Origin of the sequence: Paenibacillus sp. Mc5Re-14 (assembly GCF_001049835.1) — a bacterium.
In the GTDB taxonomy this organism is placed as follows: Bacteria; Bacillota; Bacilli; order Paenibacillales; family Paenibacillaceae; genus Paenibacillus; species Paenibacillus polymyxa_C.
Window position 1 is genome coordinate 1,888,717 of the sequence record NZ_CVPD01000001.1, and the last position, 20,353, is coordinate 1,909,069.

Here is a 20,353-nt window from a genome sequence, read left to right on the forward strand (position 1 = left end):
TTAACCCCCAGAAAAAAAGCCGCTGCGTGAGCCACTGCTGCCAAAACCACTGTGTGAACTGGAAGATGAGGACGAGCTTTTGCGATAAGAGCTGGAGGAAGAACGGCTGCTATGATATGAGGAGCCTCCACTATAATAGGTCGATCCGCCATAATAATACCCGCTGCTGCCTGAATCCCGACAGGCCGTTTGCTCTGATACAGGGAGCTCGTCGCAGTCATAATACTCGTCATCACCGCAACCCGTCAGAGCGGCCGGGACAGCCAACATCAGGGCAAAGGCCGCCATCCGTGCACGAGAGCCGGGCTTGGATTTCATGGTTTCCCAAGAATGCTCCATCACAGATCGACCTCCTTCACAAACAAATGCACCTTTTTCAACTGAGGGTCCAATACCGAATATATAAATTCGTATGTTTTGCCACCCAATACCGTATAGTGATCCAATAGCCGTTGGGCTAGGTCTAAGGTAAATACCGAGCCTTCCCGCTGATCCATGCTACGGAACGCAGGCTCATGCCATACCCAGTACAATGCGCTGAACGTGGACGTATAGCCTCCTTCACTGGCTAGCACGAGGTCCGTGATCGACGCGCCGTAAGGCTGTGCACGTTCCCCTGTAAATTCGGTCACATAGACGGAATGATCCGTATGCTCCTCACTTTCATTCGAGGTATGCGCCCATAGTTTGTCATGGAGACGCGTTGCGTCTACAAGCTTGCGCAGAAACAGCTCATCTCCCGATACGGATTCCCGTGTCAGGCTGCGCAGTTCCTTTTGAGTGTCTTCTGACCATTCGCGATACGTTAATGAATAATAAATGATGATTCCCTTCCCTTCCTGTACGCTTCTGTCATGAGGTTTACTATAAATTCAAGCTTCTGTCGTCGTTCACTATACGAGATTCTACCTTGAAAAGGTTCAATTTGGAAGAAAAATACGACAAAAAGCCGCAATCCCCAGGATTACGGCTTGGTTGTAGCGCCTATAGCTTGATATTGTTTTCGTCGAAATATTCCTCCAGCGTCAACCCTTGCTTGGCTACATCCTCTGCAATGTCTACTCCCACATAACGGATATGCCAAGGCTCGTACACATAGCCGGTCACATCTTCCTTACCCTGCATATAACGAATAATAAATCCGTATTCCGGTGCATGTTGTTCCAGCCATTGACCTTCCTTGGAAGCTCCGAACGATTGCTCCAGCACATTGCCTACGCTGGGGCTGGATACGTCAATGGACAATCCCGTCTGATGCTCACTCGTACCTGGTACAGCGCTGACTTTAGAGGCATATTCCTGCCCCTTTGTCTTTACATTGTTGTCGAAAATAGACACCTGACGCTTATAGGAACGGTATCCCGATACCGCACGCAGCTCAATGCCGTCCTTTTTCGCACCGTCGAACAGCTTCTCCAGTGCCTCTGCCGCTTCCTTACGCAAATGCCGCTTCTCATGCGGTCCCTCAAAGGAAAAAGGCACCTGCGGCTCTACCAGATCATCCGGGACGTAGCCCACAGGCAAGCTGCGCTTTTTGTTCACCACGACTGTATCCGAAGTCGCATTGGTGACAACCGCAGTTCCATCCTCTTCCTTAACTGTGGCCTGCAGTGCACTTTGGCTTCGCAACGCCATCACAGGATCAGCCTGTCCACTTCCTGTATCCGCAGAGGCTTGTCCAGCGCTAGTACTGCCATTCCCCGCATCCGTCTGGGTGGAAGGCTGTACATTCTCCTGTACCGTTGTGGATGATTTTAATGGCTCACTTTCCTGTCCACCTGCTCCTCCTTGCTGGCAAGCTGCCAGCAATAGCCCTGGCAAGATCAGCCCCGGAATGAGCGCTTTGGTCCATCGCTGAGATGTGCGCGTCTGTTGTATATGTCGTTTCATGCTGGTATCTCCTCCAATATTGCAATTGATACATGACTTGCAGTGACTTTTCCGTTCCCTCATTGTAACTGAACTTTGGACACTCTTCGAAGCTGTTATCCTATCCAATGAGGTTGAACAGACTCGAAAAAGAAAGCATATACCCGAATTATTACGGATTATGACGTTTTTGCGGGATTGCAGCCTGGGCTCGCTCGGCTACCCGTTCACGTATGAGTTTCAATGCTTCTTCGGCACGGGGTAACCCTGGCAGCAAGGACGTAATATCGGTTTCCTTTTTGGAAGCAAGTTTCTGCGGTAGGCGGATTTCAATGGCATGAAAGCCTGCTCCGGGACGATGTAACGCTCCTTCAGCTGCAGATTCTGCAATCCACTCGCTAATCGCTGCCGTTCCGCTGCGTCCGCCCTCCGCGCGTGAGGTAGGCTCAAGCGCGGGGGATGTTCTCTGCATATGGGATAACTCTCCAGCCCAAGCACTAAACACGTATTCCAGCAGCTCTTCCTGCGTCATTCCGATCAACGCCGGACAGTGTTGTGGCTCGTTTTCCAGTCCGGCCTGAAGAGCTTTCTTCACGTCTTCGACTGCACCCACTCCATTCTCTCTGCTTGAGATGGCGGTCTCAGCTGCGAGTTGAACAATCTCATCCAGCGACAGGCAAGCTTCCCCTTTCAGAAGACGGTAGATGTCCAAAGGCTCCGCTTTTAACTGCTCCAGCCATGCCCCTCGCTGTTCCAGGTTCAGTACAGGCACTGGGCCAGTCCATTGAACGGGATGTGCGAAAGGTACACCCGTCGATTTACCTTCCAGACCATTGCCGTCTAATTCCACGATCCATCGACCGTCAGTTACTTTCAGCTTCACTCGCGGTCTCGTCATCGCCTTCATCCTTTCTCTGCTCACTCGATCCATACGTCATTTTGCAACGCAATCAGACCACGCAGTTCATCATCAGACATTTCGGTGAGCCAATGTTCTCCAGAGCCGACAACCTGCTCGGAAAGGGCCTTTTTGCTCTCGATCAGCTCGTCGATTCTTTCCTCCAGTGTTCCCTGACAAATCAGCTTGTGCACTTGTACATTGCGACTTTGGCCAATACGGAATACTCGGTCTGTCGCCTGATTTTCCACCGCAGGATTCCACCAGCGATCATAGTGAATGACATGGCTGGCACGCGTCAAGTTCAGACCCACGCCACCTGCACGCAAGGAAAGTACGAATATATTCGGTCCTTTTCCCTGCTGGAAGTTGTGAACCATTTCGTCCCGTCTGGTTTTCGCCAGTCCTCCATGCAGGAAATATGGCTCTTCTCCCAAAATCTTGGCCAAACGGGATACCAACAGTTCTCCCATCGACACATATTGGGTGAAAATCAGCGCCGATTCATCGTTCTCGCGAATGGTTTCTACCAATTCCAGCAGTCGCTCCATTTTACCCGAGTTTTCGGTTTTACTGCTGTCAGCACGGCCTGGGATGATCAAACCCGGATGGTCACAGATTTGCTTCAACTTGGTCAGCGATGACAGAACAAGCCCCTTGCGGGCCATACCGACCTGCCCATCCAATGTTCCCAATAATTGATCCACCACACCGCGGTATAATCCGGCCTGCTCTGGTGTCAGTACACAATAGGACTTCAACTCCAGCTTCTCTGGCAAATCCTTGCGAATATCCGGATCGCTTTTGAGCCGACGCAGCATGAACGGGGAGACGAGACGATGAAGCTCACGCAACGCGGACCCCCGCTCCTCTCCTGCCAGACTGTACCGCTGGCGGAATGAAGATGCCGTACCGAGGTACCCTGGATTCAGAAATTGAAAAATAGACCACAGCTCGCTTAGCCGATTCTCTACCGGCGTGCCCGTCATGGCAATTCGATGCGGGGCGGACAACTTCATGACGCTTTGTGCCTGCTTAGTGCGTGCATTTTTTATATATTGCGCCTCATCCAACACAATGGAAGACCAGTAGACCGCAGATAAATCGCTGCCGTCCCGGCCCGCCAAATGATAGGTAGTGAGGACGATATCATACTCTCGTACATTTTCCTGAAACAGCTCACCGTGGAGTCGCTGGTTGCCATGGTGAATATAAAGCGACAAATCCGGTGAAAAACGCTTCAATTCCCGCTGCCAGTTGCCAAGCAAAGACGTCGGACAGATAATTAACGCCGGACGCTGATCATCTGCGCCGATGCCCCCATCGAGCAAACAGGTAATAACCTGAATCGTTTTACCCAGCCCCATGTCGTCCGCAAGGCACACACCAAAGCCCAATCCGCGCATCGCAGCCAGCCATTGAAAGCCGCGCTCTTGATACGGCCGTAGTGCACCATGCAGCGTCTCCGGCACAGGCCGCGGCTCTACGGAACGGAGTACCCCGCCCTCAGCCAACGAGGCAAGCAATCCGGCGGATTCCGCGCCAAAGATGGACAAGCCCTTCCACGAGGCCTCGCCTGCACTTTCATTTTCCGCAGCCAAATGCATCCATTCGGACAAGCTCATTTCACCGTTTTCTCCGCGCTTGATAAACCGCAGCACCTGACGAATTTCTTTGGGATCTACCTCAATCCATTCCCCTCCGAGACGTACATAAGGCAAATTGGCCGCGACGATGCTTTCCAATTCCTCCATCGTCAAGGTCGTATCCCCCAGCACAGCCTCGGCATCAAACGAAATCATGCGGTTAATGCCAACCGACGATGTATCGGCGATCACACCATCTGGCTTGGCACCCTGCTCTGTCGAGCGCATTTTAAGCCGCAAGCCTGCACGTCTTCGCCCCTCCCGGCTCCAGCGTGAAGGCATTTGCACAGTGATACCATTCTTTTGTAAAGAAGGTACGGCTTCCGTCAGGAAGCGGAAGAACATCTCCGGCTCCAGGGTCAGTCCCTCGGGATAAGGGCGGTTTAATGCTTCCTGCAATATAGGTGCCGCTTCAGCCGCCTGTCCAAGCCTCGTCAGCAGTTGCGCCTGTACTTGACGGTACACAATTTCACCGCGAACCAGATCACGTTCCGGATATGCCCACAATGCCAAAGCAGGCAGTCGTAATCCGGGCTCAGCATCGCTTTCTGCCCAAAAGGTAATGCGCCATTCCTGGATACTCTCTTCCAAAGAAGGCTCCAAACGAAGGCACAGACGCAATTGCCCTTCAATGGGTTCCTTGGCTTCCCGTTCCGTTACAGGCATCGTGCTTCCCTTAAGAGAGGACGCCTGAAGAACCAGCTCCTCCATCTCAGCAGGCGTTCCCTGAATCGCAACCTGGCGCGAACCTGTCAACAGACTGTTCCACCACAGCTCCGCCAGTGGTGATCCTCCGCGCCGATAATCTGCCCGATATCGTCCCAGTTCACGATCTGACGCAGCCAGCACCGAGGTCGTTTCTGCATGAACGACCGCACACAAGAAGGAATACAGCACCATTCCAGCTGCATCCTCACGTGTTTCTGGCTCCTTGCCCGCAAAAACGGCCGGAGCTGCCATACAAACAGCCGGCATCGCAGCTGCCAGCTCATGAAAGCGGCGGATGTCCTCCTCTTCGCGAAGCCGAGGAATCCACACTCCTACCGCCGCATCCGGGCCGCGTCGTCGCGGTCCAGATGGACGCGCCTCTGTAAGTGATGGCACGATTTCGCCCCGCTGCATCAGCTCCAGCGCAAAATAAGCAGCCTTTTGCCAATATTGCATTTCCTCGCCAAGCGTAATGCCTGATGCCGCACAGCCCTTCTCGTCCATGCGAGTCAGCAGAGCCATCGTCTCGCGGGGTTCCAGCGCGAGACCCTCCAGCGTACGCCCCAGTATGGAACGTCTCTTGCCACCTCTGCCTGCGGTTTCCACGCGAGCAATGTTAGGTATCCGCACCTCGGCAAGACGCAACGCAGCCTGCCGAAACGGCCGAAGGTCTCCCTTTAGCGTCAGCCTGCGAATTACACTGCTCCACGCATCAATACGTGGTTCCGACGTCTCACCAGAAAAGCAAAAAAACACATCTCCGAGCCATATTCCATAAAGCGGTTGATTCATATCTGTCTCCCGTCCAGCCTTTTGAATTATTACTCTTCATCATATACGAAAACGGGCTCATTTCAAAACTTTATCACAAAAATAAATGGAAAGTCATACGTTAATAACCTTAAATATTCATGTGATTAACTATAAGCACTGCCTCTTATTCTTCATCATCCTTCAGATAAGGATTCAGGCTGTTTTGCAGCAATTTCCTGACCAGCATACGCAGTTCTTGCGGATATACGACCTCGGCTTCTGGCCCATACTTTAACAAAAGTCTGGATACATACCTAAACTCTTCAATGGGGATATGTCCGTGCCATTCCTGACCCAGGCCTTCCTGATGGGAGACATTGTGGAAGAGGGCATCTGATTCGGCCAGCCTAGCACCCAATGCGGTAAATTTTATTTTGGACGGAATTCCTACACGGGAATCCTCTGAAGCCAACCATGCTTGAAGGGTCGGGAGGCTGTCCAAGGTTTCATCTAGCATCGTGATGGTGATCACCCGATCTGAACGGTACAGAATGATGCGGTCTTTGTTATGCGCTGGCATATACCAATATCCGTGATCAAAATAAAGCCCAATCGGATATACCTGGGTCCACTTTGCCCGGGAAGCGGAGCGGTAGTGCATGTTCACCCTGCGCTTGTTTAGTGCAGCCTCCAAAATGAGCGAGGTGTAGGGTGAGTCTGCGTGAGTAGGTATCATACGAAAAGAAATGTAATCCTTTAATTGGTCAATGCTGTCCTGTACATCCTGGGGAAGCTCGGCATAATAATGCTCGGACAAATGTCCACGAACCGATCCAAAAGGGATATCCGGAATGTCTTCCAGCAGTTGCAGCATGAGAAAAAGACCCAGTGCCTCGTCGCGCGCAAGATGAAGGGGAGGAAGAAGCCGATTGGGAAGTGCCCGGTATCCGCCATGAGGGCCCGTCTCGGTATACAGGGGCAACCCGGTTTGCTGCAGATAATCGAGATCTCTTTGTATCGTTCTGACGGAGACGCCAAAGCGTTCGGCCAACTCACGCGCCGTATATTTTTTTCGGGAATCCAGTATCCTCATAAGAGCAATTCTGCGTTCGTTCATAAGGTACTCCTCTAATCAAAAATAAAGTTTAGACGATCATTTAACTACGACAAAGTATGTCATAAATAGATTGTAACATAGAGATAAAAAGGAGTGATGAACGATGAAGGATTTGAAATCAAATGAAGTAGTGCTGTATATCGCCATGAGTCTCGACGGGTATATTGCGTTGCCTGACGGGTCGGTGGACTGGCTGTATGATGTCAAAGGAGATGGCGGGGACAATGGATACGCTGATTTTTACGATACTGTAAGTACAGTGCTGATGGGCAGGCTGACGTATGAGGAAGTGTTAAAGCTTTCGGATGATTTTCCTTATGCCGGAAAGCCGTGTTATGTACTCACCCGGTCATTGACGGAGCAACAGCAGGCACCACATGTTACATTTACGGACGAGGCTTTGTCTGAACTGGTTCCGCGTCTACAAAAACAATCGGAAGGTTTGGTATGGTTAGTAGGTGGGGGTCAGTTAGTTCAGGCCTTCATGCAGGCTGGGCTGCTGGAAAAGGCGATCATTGCGATCATTCCCAAAGTACTGGGACAAGGAATACCCTTATTCCCAGAAGGAACGCTGCCAAGTACTTTTGAACTCCAAGAAATCGAACGCCGCGGGGATATTGTTCTACTTCATTATCATTTATAATTATGTTCACAAAAAAACCTTCGTATGCTCAGGATCATGCAATCTCCCTGACATACGAAGGCTCTACTGCGTATTTCATTTCATTATTTGGTCTTTAAATTATCCCATGTTCTCTGGAAATCCTCGAACAGCTTCCCGGCATCCGATTTACCTGCCACATAGGCTTGCATCTGACTTCCGAATTCTTGCTGTGCTCCTTCAGGATAACGGCTAAAGAACCAGCCCAGCAGTTTATTTTCCTGACTATATTTCACTACTTCGGCACCCAGTTGGCCCATATCGGCCTCTTCCCCTTTGATGCTCTTGAACGCCGGAATGAACTTAAACTCCTTGGTGATATACTTTTTCCCCTGCTCGGATGTCACTATCCAGTTTAAGAACTCTTTGGCCTCAGCTTTGACAGACGAATTTTTATTAACCACCCAGTTATTGGCAACCCCTACAAACAGCTTATCTCCGGCTGTTGCGTCTTCACCAATCGGCATAGGCAGGATACCCAGATTCAGCTTCGGATTAATTCCATCAATTTGAACCTGAGTCCAGTTCCCTTGCTGCATCATGGCAGCTTTGCCAGTGGCAAAGTTCGTTACCTGCGTATTGTAATCAGTCGTGAGCGGCTTCGAATTGCCATACTTGAGCGTCAGATCGAGCAACTTAATCCATTCGGCGAATACAGCATTGCCTGGAATTTTGGCTGTACCATCATTCAGTCCCTTGACGAAGGCCGAGGGGTCTGGCTGATTGGCAAATGCCACATTCAGCAAATGATTACCCAGCACCCAAAACTCCTGGTATCCATTGGAAAAAGGTGTGATCCCTGCGGCTTGCAGCTTTTGCGCAGCAGCCTCCAGCTCGGACAGCGTTTTAGGCGGCTCGGTGATTCCAGCCTTTTTGAACAAATCCTTGTTGTAGATAAAGCCGTACCCTTCCAGATTCATTGGCTGACCATACAGCTTGCCATCCTTGGTCATCGGTTCTTTGGCGACATCGACCACATCACCAACCCAAGGCTGGTCGGACAGGTCCTCCAAATATTCCAGCCACGTATCCAGCTCACGATAACCGCCGACATTAAAAATATCCGGCTGTTCGCCAGAGGCAAACTTGGCCTTCAACGCCGCCCCATAGTCACTCCCCCCGCCTACGGTCTGAATGTCGAGCTTGATCCCCGGGTGAGTCGCTTCATACTCCGCCTTCATGCGATTTAGCGCTTCTGCAATCTCTACTTTAAACTGAAAAATGTGAATGGTTTTTTCCTTCACTTCCTCATTGCCTGCATTTTGTCCACCACTGCTGTTACAGCCCGCCAAAACCAGAGCAAAGGCAGCAAAAAGCAAAATCAGTGCTTGGGCTTTCTTTTTAAAAGTATGCGTTTTCATATTTATGTTCCTTTCTATTCTAAATTTCAAAGTGTTCTCCGTTTGCGGAGTGGCACACCGTGCACATGTTTTCAGTACATCCCACACTCAGCCTTTGACCGAGCCTGCCATGATACCTTGTATAATATATTTTTGCATGGCTAGAAAGAACGCGATGACTGGCAAAATACCCAGCACCAGAGCTGGCAAAGCCAAATCCCACTGCTTCGTGTATTGTCCGAAAAAGGCATAGGTTGCAATCGGAATTGTGCGCAATTCAGCCTTTTGCAGTACCAGAGAAGGCAGTAGATAGTCATTCCAGATCCAGAGTGTATTCAAAATAATAACCGTTACCATCATGGGCAGCATCAACGGATATACAATCCGGAAAAACACCCCGTAAGGCGTGCAACCGTCCACTGTAGCTGCTTCTTCCACCTCAACAGGCACACCTTTGACGAATCCGTGAAAGAGAAAGATGGACATAGGAGCCCCGAATCCCAGATAACAGATTACCAGACCACTAATACTGTTCATTAAATCCAGCGTACTTACAACCTTGACCAAAGGAATCATCACCGATTGGAAAGGAATGACCATCGCAGCCACGAACAGGCTGAACAGTACCCGATTGTAACGTGTTGGACGCCGAACCATTCGATAGGCAGCCATTGAGCTGATCAGTACGAGCAGCAGATTGCTGACCACCGTAACCACGAGTGAGTTCCATAACGCTTCGGGAAAACGCGTAATACTCCAAGCTCTAGCGTAGTTGCTCCATACAAAGGTTTGTGGCCAGGCCGCAGAGTCAGTGAGCAGGTCACCAAAGCTTTTGACTGAATTCACGAACAAAAAGTAAAACGGGACGAGGAATACCAATGCGACGAGGATCATCACCAACTCAGTCGCCCATGTCCCAACGCGGTAGCGATTGTTTGTTTCCATTTACGATTCCACCTCCCGGCTTTTCGTCAGGCGTACCTGAAGGCTCGTAACGAGAGCAACAATGATAAAGAAAATGAGTGCTTTAGCCGTTCCCAACCCATAACGATTATTGACAAACGCTTCATTGTATATATTGAGCGCCACTGACTCTGTAGAACCAAAGGGACCACCCTTCGTCAATGACAGGTTGAGATCGAACATTTTAAACGACCATGATATCGCCAGGAAGAGACATACCGTAATGGCAGGCATGATCAAAGGCAGTATAATCGACCGCAAGATTTGCATCCGACTCGCCCCATCAATCTCGGCTGCCTCCAGCATATCCCGGGGCACATTGGTAAGGGAAGAGATATAAATCACCATTAAATATCCGGCTGTTTGCCAGATAAACACGATCACAATGCCCCAGAAGGCCGTGATCTCATCTCCCAGCCAGGACAGGTTGAAGAAGGATAACCCCGTACTCTCGCCGATCGCTGCAAATCCCTTGACGAAAATAAACTGCCAGATAAAACCGAGCAACAGACCTCCGATCACATTAGGCATGAAAAAAATAGTTCGAAGCACATTTTTTGTTTTTAGCGGCTTGGTTAGAAAATACGCCAGCAGAAAACCAAAAATATTGGCAGCTACCACTCCAATCACCGTAAAACGGACGGTAAACCAAAACGCTGTCCCGAATTTGTCATCATTAAATAAAATGTGACTGAAATTATCCAGCCCGACCCACTTTGCCTGATTGGCTACCCCATTCCACTCTGTAAAAGAATAGTACATTCCTAGCATGAAAGGGATTACAATAATGATAACGAAAAATAACGTCGATGGCCCTACAAAAATCCATTGCTGGAGCCATTGCGACGACTTGGCGCGATTCAAACCGATCCCCCCTTTGTTCTCTTTGGTGTCTGGAACGCTCCTCTACGGCATCCTTGCAAGCAGTGTGGACGTTGAATCCGTATGGATATGCGATTCACATGTTCATTATGTCGAATAAGCGCTCTGGAGAACACGCAAGATCGTGAACCATTAGGGGGGAAAATATTGACCTCTGGCTTGCCTTGAATTGTGAAAGGAGCTACCTGCATGAAATTTCATAGCATTCGTTCTCGTCTAATCTGGTTTCTACTCATTGCGGTTACTCTTCCGTTGCTGCTTTCAATGACCATGACCTTCATCCTCACCAAGCAATCCTTACGGGAACAGGCCACCCAGGAAAACGAACGGCTTATTTTTCAGGGAATTACGAATCTGGATAACTATTTACAGGGATTAAATCGTGCATCGATCGGAGTCTATAATGACCCTCATTTTCTGCGCAACCTGGCTAAAATTCCGGATGATTACCGGGCCGTTGCCGAGATTTACACCACGCTGCAAACGATGATGAATGCTTCCTCAGGCATTGACCAGGTGTACTTGCATTCGTTTGAGGCTGGGCAATCTACACTGATTACCAGCACAGTCCCTCTGCGGGAATTCAGGCTGGCTCCCTTCACTGGCTCTATTCATTACGGTCCTTCCGGGCTGTTCATTCAACCCTCGCACATAAAGCATTTGTACGGCTTTTCAGCGGTTTCCTATGCGGAGCACGATACTAAGCGGCGGGTATTTACACTCCACCGGGCGATTCGGAACATTCCTTCTTCAGAGACGCTTGGGGTACTGGCTATAGATGTGGATCTGGAGCCGCTGCGCAGTATTTGCCGTCAATTGTATGATGCGGATACAGAGGAGTTATTTTTAATCGATCGGAACGGGACGATCATATATAGCGGAAAAGAATCCACCATCGGAACACACTGGGAGGAATCTGACCTGCTCAATCGAATTTCTAAAGAAGGCGAGCACGGTGTAATTGAGGATGACACAGCCCTGCACGTATATGGCAAACTGGATGCCAACCTGTCAGGCTGGACGCTCGTCAAGAAAATCCCTCATCGGACGCTTTATTTACGGGCTACCCAACTGACCCAGATCAATGCGGTCATTACAGGTGCAGCGTTGCTGCTCGTTATTGTCGCCACGCTATGGATTTCGATAAAAATTACGGAACCTATTAAGCGGCTGACTCGCTACATTACCCAGATTCAGTCCGGTCAGTTAGATGTAGACATCCGAGCCATGGGCAACGATGAGATTGGAGTGCTGTCGCGTCGCTTCAGACAGATGATGGATACCATCAATAACCTCATTTTGCAGGAATACAAGCTGGAACTGGCTAACAAGACGAACCAGTTGAAAGCGCTTCAGGCACAGATTAATCCTCATTTTTTATATAATACGCTACAGTCTATTGGAACACTGGCTCTACAGCATGAGGTGCCGCGAATCTATTCTCTGCTTTCTTCCCTTGCCAAAATGCTGCGCTACAATATGCGGGATCACACAGTTGTAACACTCAAGGAAGAAGCTGAGCATGTAAAACAATATCTTGATTTGCAAAAAGAACGCTTCGGTGAGCAATTAGAGGTCACCTATCAGTGGGATGATGAGGTTCTGAATGATCGGGTGCCTAAAATGATTCTCCAGCCGTTGGTGGAAAACTACTTTAAACACGGTGCCGATCCCCGGCTGGGGCCTGGTAAGATTCATATTACAGCCTGCCGAATCCGGGAAGGCATTGTGAGGATTGAAGTGGAAAATAACGGCGCGTCGATTCCACCAACCGAGTTGGAGCAGCTCCAGCAAATGCTGAAACGTCCGCTGAAAGCCCACGAAGAATCAGACACTAGCGAGCAGAACTCCATTGGTCTTCGTAATGTTCTATTACGTATCCAACTTCACTCGGAGGATGGTTCTAATACCCTGTGTGTAGACAATATTCTGCCTCATGGCGTTCGTTTCACACTTGAAATTCGCACCGAGCCCCATACAGAAAATCATATTAAGGGAGAGTGATCTGTCAATGAAGGTCCTGATAGTGGATGATGAAAAGCATGTACGTCACGCCATTCGGATGCTTGTACATTGGGAAGCTTACGGTGTGACCGAGGTGATTGAGGCTGAATCGGGCGATCAGGCGATTGAGGTCATTACCGCACTTTCCCCGCCCGTGGTACTCACAGATATGCGAATGCCTGGTAGAGATGGAGTAGCCTTGATGGAGTGGATTCAGGCGAATTCTCCAGCTACCAGAGTCGTGGTGGTCAGTGGCTATGATGATTTTGAGTTAGTTCGGCAGGCCATTCGCCGGGGAGGTATGGACTATATTCTTAAGCCTGTAGATCCGGTAGAGATCAATGAGGCGCTCAGTAAAGCTACTCAAGCTTGGCGGACAGCGGAGCAAGACCGGAACAGGCAGACCATGCAGGCTATGGAGGTCAACCGGATGAGGCCGCACTATGCTGATAAACTCCTGACCGAGCTCATTTCCGGTACATCGCTCTCCATCACGCCTTTACGTGAGGAGCTGCGTCTCCCGCCAGCTATTCAGGTATGTAATGCGGCAGTGATGAGTACCACTCAACTGGATGCCGATATACTCGACAAATATAAAACGCGTCGCGCGCTTCTAGGCTTTTCCCTCATGAACATCTGCAACGAATTTCTGGGCACCTCTCAGACCGGAGTTGCATTCCGTCATCTGGAGCGTACGGACGAAATTATCCTGCTGTATTGGGGCGAGCCGGCTCGTTGGCCAGCGCTCTTGCAGGACATTCACGCAGGGATCAGAACGGCGCTGCGGTGCTACATGCACATTGGAGTTGGTTCTTTCGAAACCTTTCCCGCAGGGGCAGCCACAGCCTACCAAGAAGCACGGCAAGCGCTCTGGAAACGGGATATGTTGCAGAACACTGACTGGATGCACGAAAGTTCTCCGGCCCGGCAGACCGTTCGTCTTCCCCAGTTGTCTGAAATGGAAGAAGAACTACGGCTTAGTGCGCTCAGCTGTAATGCCAGTCGCGTATCTATGGCGGTAAGCAGCTGGATGGAAGCCGTAGCCGTACTGCCTTCGGTTACAGCAGAGCAGCTAGCCGGCTGGAATCAAGAGCTGGATTGGATGCTGGCTCGCTGGCTGAATGACAGACCTGGAGATACCGAAGGCGAGGAACTGACGGATGAGTCGAGCACCATTCCTGCCTTGCCGGTCGACAATCGCGGCATGCTTTCCCTGCCTTTGTGGAAAAAACAAATCGAAAATCGATTGCTGGCAGCTGGTCAGGCACTTACACCAAGCCATAGCCCAAACAACCCGACGATCCGTGATATTGCCCGCTATCTGGATGCTAACTATGACGAGGACATTTCTCTACAGGATATAGCAAGCCGCTTTTATCTTAGCCGAGAATATATTTCTCGTAAATTCAAGCAGGAGTACGGGGTTAATCTATCCGATTATTTGTGTCAGATCCGGATGGGCAAGGCAAAGCTGTTACTGCTGAATGATAAGCTGCGGCTTCATCATATTGCCGGTATGGTCGGTTATCAGGACGAGAAATACTTTGGCAAGGTGTTCAAAAAGCTTGAGGGAGTCACGCCTGGCGAATTCAGAAGACGCCATTCTGCAAATCCTCAGCCGTCATCGCATATAACACATGATCTTCCCACACACCATTAATCTTTAAATAGTTGAGAGCCAGCCCTTCGCGGCGAAATCCCGCCTTGTCCATCACGCGATGGGAGGGCTTATTTCTTGGCATGACTCCAGCTTGAATACGGTGTAATTCCAACTCATTCAAGGCATAGTGTACAATATCCTTCACTGCGGAGGTAGCATAGCCTTGTCCATGATATGCAGGATCTACGAGGTAGCCCAGATTGGCATTTTGGAAAGGACCTCTGGCAACACCTGACAGCTCCATTCTGCCAATCAGCTTATTATTTTCCACCAAAAAAAGTCCAAACGTATATCCCTGTCCGGCTTGTGCCGCTTCTAAACCGTTGGAAATCAGGCGCGCCTGTTCTTCCAGCGTAAAATAAATTTCAGGTCGTTCTGGCTCGTACGGCTTGAAGAAATCAAAATTTTCACGTCTGATCTCCAATAAATGTTCAGCATCACTTACTTGTAACAATCGAATCTGTAACCCCGGATGGGTGGACCTCATCGAAATCATACCATTCGTTTCATAGAACATTATCATTACCTTCTCTCTGTGTTATTCCTATGTAATTGTAATTCACGGTCACGAGACAAGAAAATACCCCAGGCGCATGAACGCAGCCTAGGGTATTGTTATTTAGAATTTATTCGGTTACAGGCATCCAGCCAGGAATAGTCGTCAGCGCACCCCACAAGTAGTCAGGAATAACCAGCTCCTGCTGGGCTTGCTTGGATAATGTCGTGCGAATAGTATCTTCTGTGCCGTTTTGCACTTTCTGAACCCATTGCGGCTCCATCAACAACGGACGTCCCAGTGAAACAAGCGGTACACCTGTCTCCAGTGCTGCAAGCGCCTCATCCGGTGTATTCAGTGAACCAACGCCCATGACTGGCACACGGTTCCCAACCTTCTCATGGATGAGAACCGTACGTGACCGTTCGTCACTACGGTCACGGAACGAACCGCCGAAGAAATGATTTACGGAAATGTGCAGGTAATCCAGCCCTTCATCTGCCAGGCGGTCTACAAGCACCATCGTATCATCCAGCATGATGCCTGGCGTGTGTCCTTCCTCAGGAGACAAGCGGTATCCGAAGATGAACGGACGCTTCGCATGTTCTGCGATCACTTTCTTCACTTCGTGAACAACCGCCAGCGGAAAGGTCAACCGTTTTTCAAGGCTTCCTCCCCATTCATCCGTACGAATGTTGGAATGCGGAGAGAAGAACTGCTGCACCAAGTAACCATTCGCTCCGTGAAGCTCTACACCATCATAGCCTGCTTCAATCGCACGGCGAGTTGCTTCGCCATAGGCACGGATGACACGGTGGATATCGTCAGGTGTCATTTCACGCGGCACAGGTGCGCCTTCTTTTTCCTCGGCTACTGCGCTTGCACTAATTGGTTGTCCGTCTGGAATCTGATCCGGCGGACACAGACGGCCACCATGATAAATTTGCAGGATCGCTTTCGCGCCCTCCTGATGAATCGTATCGGCCAGACGACGCAGGCTAGGAATCATTTCATCCTTGTCCGCGCCAAACTCATTAACAAATCCTTTACCATCTGGAGTTACATACACACAAGCGGTAATAACCGCTCCCACACCACCGGAGCGTTCACGGTAGTATGCCAGTTCCTCATCACTGACTTCGCCATTTTCGTGGGAAGCAAAGTTAGTCATAGGGGCCATCGTAATGCGGTTCTTCAATGTAACACCGGATGGCAGGGTAAAAGCTTCAAATAAAGGATTATATTTCGGATTCATTCGTTCTCTCTCCTTCAGTTTAAGTCAGAACAGATCATATAAGGCTTTTGAGCATGAAACGATTGCGAATACGAATTCGATATCATTTTTCTTCCATGACAAAGCCTATCTACCGTGCTTACTTAAATACAGTGGTTATAATAACCACAGTATAATGATCCGCCCCTACAAAGTCAAATCTATCCTTTCTGATCTCCCTTAAACTGTCCGAAAAACCCGAATTTCAGCCACTTGTCATCAGCTATTGACAGTCGCTTATTTGCCTCCGGCTATGCTATCTTTCTCCTCTCGGCGGGAGAACCAGGTCGCCAGCAACGAGCCGGAAATATTATGCCACACGCTAAAAATCGCACTCGGTACAGCAGCAATCGGATTAAAATGAGCTGCTGCCAACGCAGCGCCCAGCCCGGAATTCTGCATTCCCGTTTCCAGCGTAACGGCCTTACGTTTGGAAAGATTCATGCCAAACAGCTTGGCAAACCAATATCCGAGCAGAAAGCCGATACCGTTATGCAAAATAACCACAGCAAAAATAATCGGGCCTGTCTCCAAAATCTTGCCTTTGCTGCCTGCAACCACAATAGCCACAATGAGTACAATTGCCAATGTTGAAATGAGCGGCAGCGCCTTAACACTCGCTTCCGCCTGTTTGCGAAATAGCGACTTGACGATTACACCCAGCACAATCGGGACAATAACCACGATGAGAATATCCATGATCAGCGACTTTGCATCAATATTCATCCAGCGTCCGGCAAGCAGACTAATCATCGCCGGGGTCGCCAGTGGAGCAATCAGCGTCGACACTGAAGCAATCGATACGCCAAGCGCCACGTCGCCTTTGGATAAGAGCGTCATTACGTTGGATGCAGTTCCACTCGGGCAACAGCCGACCAAAATAACACCCACCGCAATATCCGGTGGAAGCTGTAATACTAATGCCAATACAAAAGCGAGAAATGGCATGATCAGATAATGCCCGACCACTCCTATAGCCACATCCACTGGACGCCGGAATACTTCACGAAAGTCAGCAGCAGATAAAGTCAGTCCCATCCCGAACATGACAATGCCCAGAAATAGCTGTATGTATCCTTTCAACCCTGTAAACGCCGTAGGAAAGAAAAATCCCAAACATGCAAACAAAAGCACCCAGATGGAAAAGGTCCCACCTACAAATTTACCTGCTTTCTCTAATCCTCTCATTCTACTAATCCCCTTATTTCTATATAAGCTGAATTTAAGTAAATTCACATCGGAAGCATCTTCCGTCTGCGTATTAGCTCCCCAATGTGAACTCTTCATTCAGCTCATATAGTGCTTAAAATTTTTACCATTGTACTACATATGAATGTATATACATACAACTTTTTATGATTATATTGGGTTCAAGAAACTTTTTCCCGTTCGGACATATTTGAAAGCAAAGTGGGTATATTCATAGTAGAAGATAGTGACCAGTCGGTCATTTTGAACATCATTCGTTGAGGAGGAGTTATTCCTATGTCACGAAGCCATCCGTATAAATGGTGGAATATTATCGCATTCATCGCTGTCGTTCTCGTTAACATTCTGGCTTCTACACTTCCTATTGGCGGAAGAAGCACTCCGGCTGTATCCAACATGTATCCTACCTTAATTACGCCAGCAGGTTACGCTTTTTCCATCTGGTCGGTCATCTACGTGCTGCTCGCCTGTTTTGCCGTGTACCAAGCTACATCTACAGGGCAATCCAAGACAAGCGTTCAGTCTATCGGTATTTTCTTTATTTTGAGCTGTCTCTTCAACATCATCTGGATTTTCCTATGGCAGTATGTATACGTAGAGCTGTGCGTGATCGTCATTATTCTATACTTGCTCTCCCTATTCATCGTATATACACGTACCCGTACACCGCAACCAACTCGCGGAGAAATGTGGTTCGTCAAGCTGCCTTTCAGTCTGAACCTCGGTTGGGTATCCGTTGCTACCCTCATCAACATTGCAGTAGCACTGGAAAAGAATGAATGGAGTGGCTGGGGGCTCAGCGATACGATATGGGCGATCATCATCCTGCTTATTGGCGCCGCATTAGCAATCTTGGTCAGCTTTCCTTATCGTGACAGCATCTACCCGCTTGTATTTGTATGGGCCTATGTCGCTGTCGCCATCGAGCATCCGAACAATGAAAATGTACGGCTGGCTGCATGGATCTTGTCGGCAATCATCCTGGTATACGCGCTATGGCTATTTTTTGCCCGTAATCGAGACCGGGATTAAAGTCAACGAATATAATCTCCTAACAAGCACAAGCGAGCATGGGTCTGAATTATTTAGCCCAAGCTCGCTTGCTTCGTTTTTTATTAAATATGATCAGGCATAGACTTTAATCAAATCTAAAAGCTTGCTTGTCGATTGATCAGTATTTATTTTCTCCATATTACGAATGTAATCCGGCCTTTTTTCATACAAACGAAGAATCATGTCGACAAATCGTTCAGATTCCAGATCTTCTTCTTCTAAAAACTCACACAAGCCTTGTGCTTTAAATGATTTTGCATTTAGAATCTGATCTCCCCTGCTGACTGCCTTTGAAAGAGGAATCAACAGCATAGGCTTGCGCAGCGTCAAGAATTCAAAAATGGAATTTGAACCTGCCCTGGAAACAACCATATCTGCCATCGTCATTACATCCGCCAATTCATCGTTTATGTATTCAAATTGCTTATAACCATTCGTACGAATAGATTCATTCACTTGGTCCTTACCACAAATATGCACGATTTGAAAATGAGCAAGCAAAGCCTCTAAATTTAACCAGACCAGCTCATTGATCTTCTTGGAACCTAAACTCCCACCCATGATGAGCATGATGGGCTTATTTCGAGTAAAACCGCAGTAGGCCAACCCTTTAGCTGCCTTCCCCTCTTTTAGTTCATCTCTCACAATAGCACCAATATACCGGGTATTATTTGAGCGAAAATATTCAGTTGTTTCAGGAAAAGTAGTACAAATTTCGGTAGCAAACATGCTGGAAATCTTATTCGCTAATCCAGGAGTAAGATCAGATTCATGGATGATGACGGGGACTTTGTTCAGCCACCCAGCCAATACCACAGGAACAGAAACAAACCCGCCTTTTGAAAAAATAATATCCGGTTTTTCTTTCTTTATAATCCGGTATGCTTGAGAAATCCCCTTTAGCACTTTAAACGGGTCCTTAACATTATTCCAGTCAAAATATCTACGTAGTTTCCCAGTTGCGACACTAAAATAACACACATCTTCTAGCCCCGAGATCAAATTCCTTTCAATCCCTTGTTCTGAGCCTATGTATTGGACACTCCAATGTTGTTCCAGTAAGTGAGGAATCAAAGCTAGGTTTACTGCTACATGTCCTGAAGAGCCTCCACCAGTGAACATTATTTTTTTATTCATCATCTCCACCTCCACTTTGTATACAAAGAACAACACATATTACATTCAAAACAACCGGATGCCACTATAGTAGTGACACCCGGTTGTCATGCAAACTATATATTTTATGAACAAACCTTGCCAACTATTCGCCCTTCAGTGCAATGACTTCAATCTCCACCAGTGCATCCTTAGGCAGACGAGCTACCTCGACCGCACTGCGCGCTGGATACGGTTGCTCAAAGAAAGAACTGTACACCTCATTGACGCTGACAAAATCGTTCATGTCCTTCAGGAATACAGTCGCTTTCACAACCTGGTTCATGTTGCTGCCTGCTGCTTCCAGAATAGCTTGTACATTGCTCAAGGACAGGCGAGCCTGCTCCTGTACATCCTTGCCAAACTCACCTGTTGCCGGATTCAGCCCAAGCTGTCCTGAGGTGTAAATAAACCCGCCTACCTCTACCGCTTGGCTATAGGGTCCGATCGCACCGGGTGCTTTTTCAGTAGCAATTGTTTTTTTCATAAGGGTTGGATTCTCCTTCCTGATACTGGTTCACCGTATTATAGCATGTGAAGTCCAAAGCCACTATTCCGTGCGACGGTTTGCAATGGTGCTACATTTTTTTATTTCCGCTGTAACCTTTAACGCCCATGTAACATCTAATTCCTGTAACCTGCTACACAATAGATTGTACAAAATCA

Annotated in this window: 18 protein-coding genes; 4 read left to right on the plus strand and 14 right to left on the minus strand. The window is 48.6% G+C overall.

What is annotated here, in order from left to right; genetic code table 11:
* From BN1546_RS08565 to BN1546_RS08590, 6 genes are all read right to left on the minus strand, one after another.
* Positions 1-339 carry a hypothetical protein gene (locus BN1546_RS08565; protein ID WP_013369194.1) on the minus strand — a complete coding sequence of 113 codons (339 nt, stop codon included), beginning with the start codon at positions 337-339 and terminating at the stop codon, positions 1-3.
* Positions 339-632, minus strand: coding sequence for a hypothetical protein (locus BN1546_RS08570; protein WP_013369193.1), 294 nt, complete (start codon positions 630-632; stop codon positions 339-341). Before BN1546_RS08570 ends, BN1546_RS08565 begins: the two co-directional genes overlap by 1 nt.
* A 352-nt stretch (positions 633-984) precedes the next feature.
* Positions 985-1,890, minus strand: coding sequence for a M15 family metallopeptidase (locus tag BN1546_RS08575; RefSeq protein ID WP_090737106.1), 906 nt, complete (start codon positions 1,888-1,890; stop codon positions 985-987).
* A 151-nt stretch (positions 1,891-2,041) separates the two neighbouring features.
* Positions 2,042-2,767 carry a hypothetical protein gene (locus tag BN1546_RS08580; protein ID WP_058830588.1) on the minus strand — a complete coding sequence of 242 codons (726 nt, stop codon included), beginning with the start codon at positions 2,765-2,767 and terminating at the stop codon, positions 2,042-2,044.
* Positions 2,768-2,787: 20 nt separating this feature from the next.
* On the minus strand, positions 2,788-5,913 hold the full coding sequence (locus BN1546_RS08585) for a DEAD/DEAH box helicase (protein ID WP_090737108.1): 3,126 nt from the start codon (positions 5,911-5,913) through the stop codon (positions 2,788-2,790).
* A gap of 145 nt (positions 5,914-6,058) precedes the next feature.
* A complete protein-coding gene (locus BN1546_RS08590) occupies positions 6,059-6,991 on the minus strand; it encodes a helix-turn-helix transcriptional regulator (protein WP_090737110.1) in 933 nt (310 codons plus the stop codon).
* Between the two features lie 103 nt (positions 6,992-7,094).
* Between BN1546_RS08590 and BN1546_RS08595 the strand changes: the two genes are divergently transcribed.
* Positions 7,095-7,634 carry a dihydrofolate reductase family protein gene (locus BN1546_RS08595; protein ID WP_040102242.1) on the plus strand — a complete coding sequence of 180 codons (540 nt, stop codon included), beginning with the start codon at positions 7,095-7,097 and terminating at the stop codon, positions 7,632-7,634.
* An 83-nt stretch (positions 7,635-7,717) separates the two neighbouring features.
* Here BN1546_RS08595 and BN1546_RS08600 read toward each other — a convergent pair whose 3' ends face one another.
* From BN1546_RS08600 to BN1546_RS08610, 3 genes are all read right to left on the minus strand, one after another.
* Positions 7,718-9,013, minus strand: a complete 1,296-nt coding sequence (locus BN1546_RS08600; protein WP_040102243.1) for an ABC transporter substrate-binding protein — start codon at positions 9,011-9,013, stop codon at positions 7,718-7,720.
* A gap of 87 nt (positions 9,014-9,100) precedes the next feature.
* Positions 9,101-9,937, minus strand: coding sequence for a carbohydrate ABC transporter permease (locus BN1546_RS08605; protein WP_013369186.1), 837 nt, complete (start codon positions 9,935-9,937; stop codon positions 9,101-9,103).
* Positions 9,938-10,819, minus strand: coding sequence for a carbohydrate ABC transporter permease (locus BN1546_RS08610; protein ID WP_013369185.1), 882 nt, complete (start codon positions 10,817-10,819; stop codon positions 9,938-9,940). It abuts the gene before it with no gap.
* Positions 10,820-11,026: 207 nt separating this feature from the next.
* On the opposite strand from BN1546_RS08610, the gene BN1546_RS08615 reads away from it, so the two are divergent.
* Both BN1546_RS08615 and BN1546_RS08620 read left to right on the plus strand, forming a co-directional pair.
* Positions 11,027-12,841: a sensor histidine kinase gene (locus BN1546_RS08615; protein ID WP_090737112.1), complete on the plus strand. Its 1,815-nt coding sequence runs from the start codon at positions 11,027-11,029 to the stop codon at positions 12,839-12,841.
* A gap of 7 nt (positions 12,842-12,848) precedes the next feature.
* A complete protein-coding gene (locus tag BN1546_RS08620) occupies positions 12,849-14,501 on the plus strand; it encodes a response regulator (RefSeq protein ID WP_090737114.1) in 1,653 nt (550 codons plus the stop codon).
* Here the strand turns inward: BN1546_RS08620 and BN1546_RS08625 are convergent.
* The 3 genes from BN1546_RS08625 to BN1546_RS08635 all read right to left on the minus strand — a co-directional run bounded on the left by BN1546_RS08625 (position 14,431) and on the right by BN1546_RS08635 (position 17,458).
* Positions 14,431-15,018: a GNAT family N-acetyltransferase gene (locus BN1546_RS08625; protein WP_090737117.1), complete on the minus strand. Its 588-nt coding sequence runs from the start codon at positions 15,016-15,018 to the stop codon at positions 14,431-14,433. The genes BN1546_RS08620 and BN1546_RS08625 overlap by 71 nt on opposite strands.
* A 109-nt stretch (positions 15,019-15,127) precedes the next feature.
* Positions 15,128-16,252 (minus strand): NADH-dependent flavin oxidoreductase, encoded by a 1,125-nt coding sequence (locus BN1546_RS08630; RefSeq protein ID WP_090737119.1) that lies wholly within the window; start codon positions 16,250-16,252, stop codon positions 15,128-15,130.
* A 255-nt stretch (positions 16,253-16,507) separates the two neighbouring features.
* Complete coding sequence (locus tag BN1546_RS08635) at positions 16,508-17,458, minus strand: bile acid:sodium symporter family protein (protein WP_013369180.1); 951 nt, start codon at positions 17,456-17,458, stop codon at positions 16,508-16,510.
* 297 nt (positions 17,459-17,755) lie between these two features.
* On the opposite strand from BN1546_RS08635, the gene BN1546_RS08640 reads away from it, so the two are divergent.
* The gene (locus BN1546_RS08640; protein ID WP_090737121.1) at positions 17,756-18,511 is read left to right on the plus strand and encodes a tryptophan-rich sensory protein; all 756 of its coding nucleotides are present in this window, start codon (positions 17,756-17,758) and stop codon (positions 18,509-18,511) included.
* Positions 18,512-18,604: 93 nt separating this feature from the next.
* On the opposite strand, the gene BN1546_RS08645 is transcribed toward BN1546_RS08640, so the two are convergent.
* The gene (locus tag BN1546_RS08645; RefSeq protein WP_176702364.1) at positions 18,605-19,669 is read right to left on the minus strand and encodes an undecaprenyldiphospho-muramoylpentapeptide beta-N-acetylglucosaminyltransferase; all 1,065 of its coding nucleotides are present in this window, start codon (positions 19,667-19,669) and stop codon (positions 18,605-18,607) included.
* A gap of 124 nt (positions 19,670-19,793) precedes the next feature.
* On the minus strand, positions 19,794-20,174 hold the full coding sequence (locus tag BN1546_RS08650) for a RidA family protein (protein ID WP_090737126.1): 381 nt from the start codon (positions 20,172-20,174) through the stop codon (positions 19,794-19,796).
* Positions 20,175-20,353: the final 179 nt, after the last annotated feature.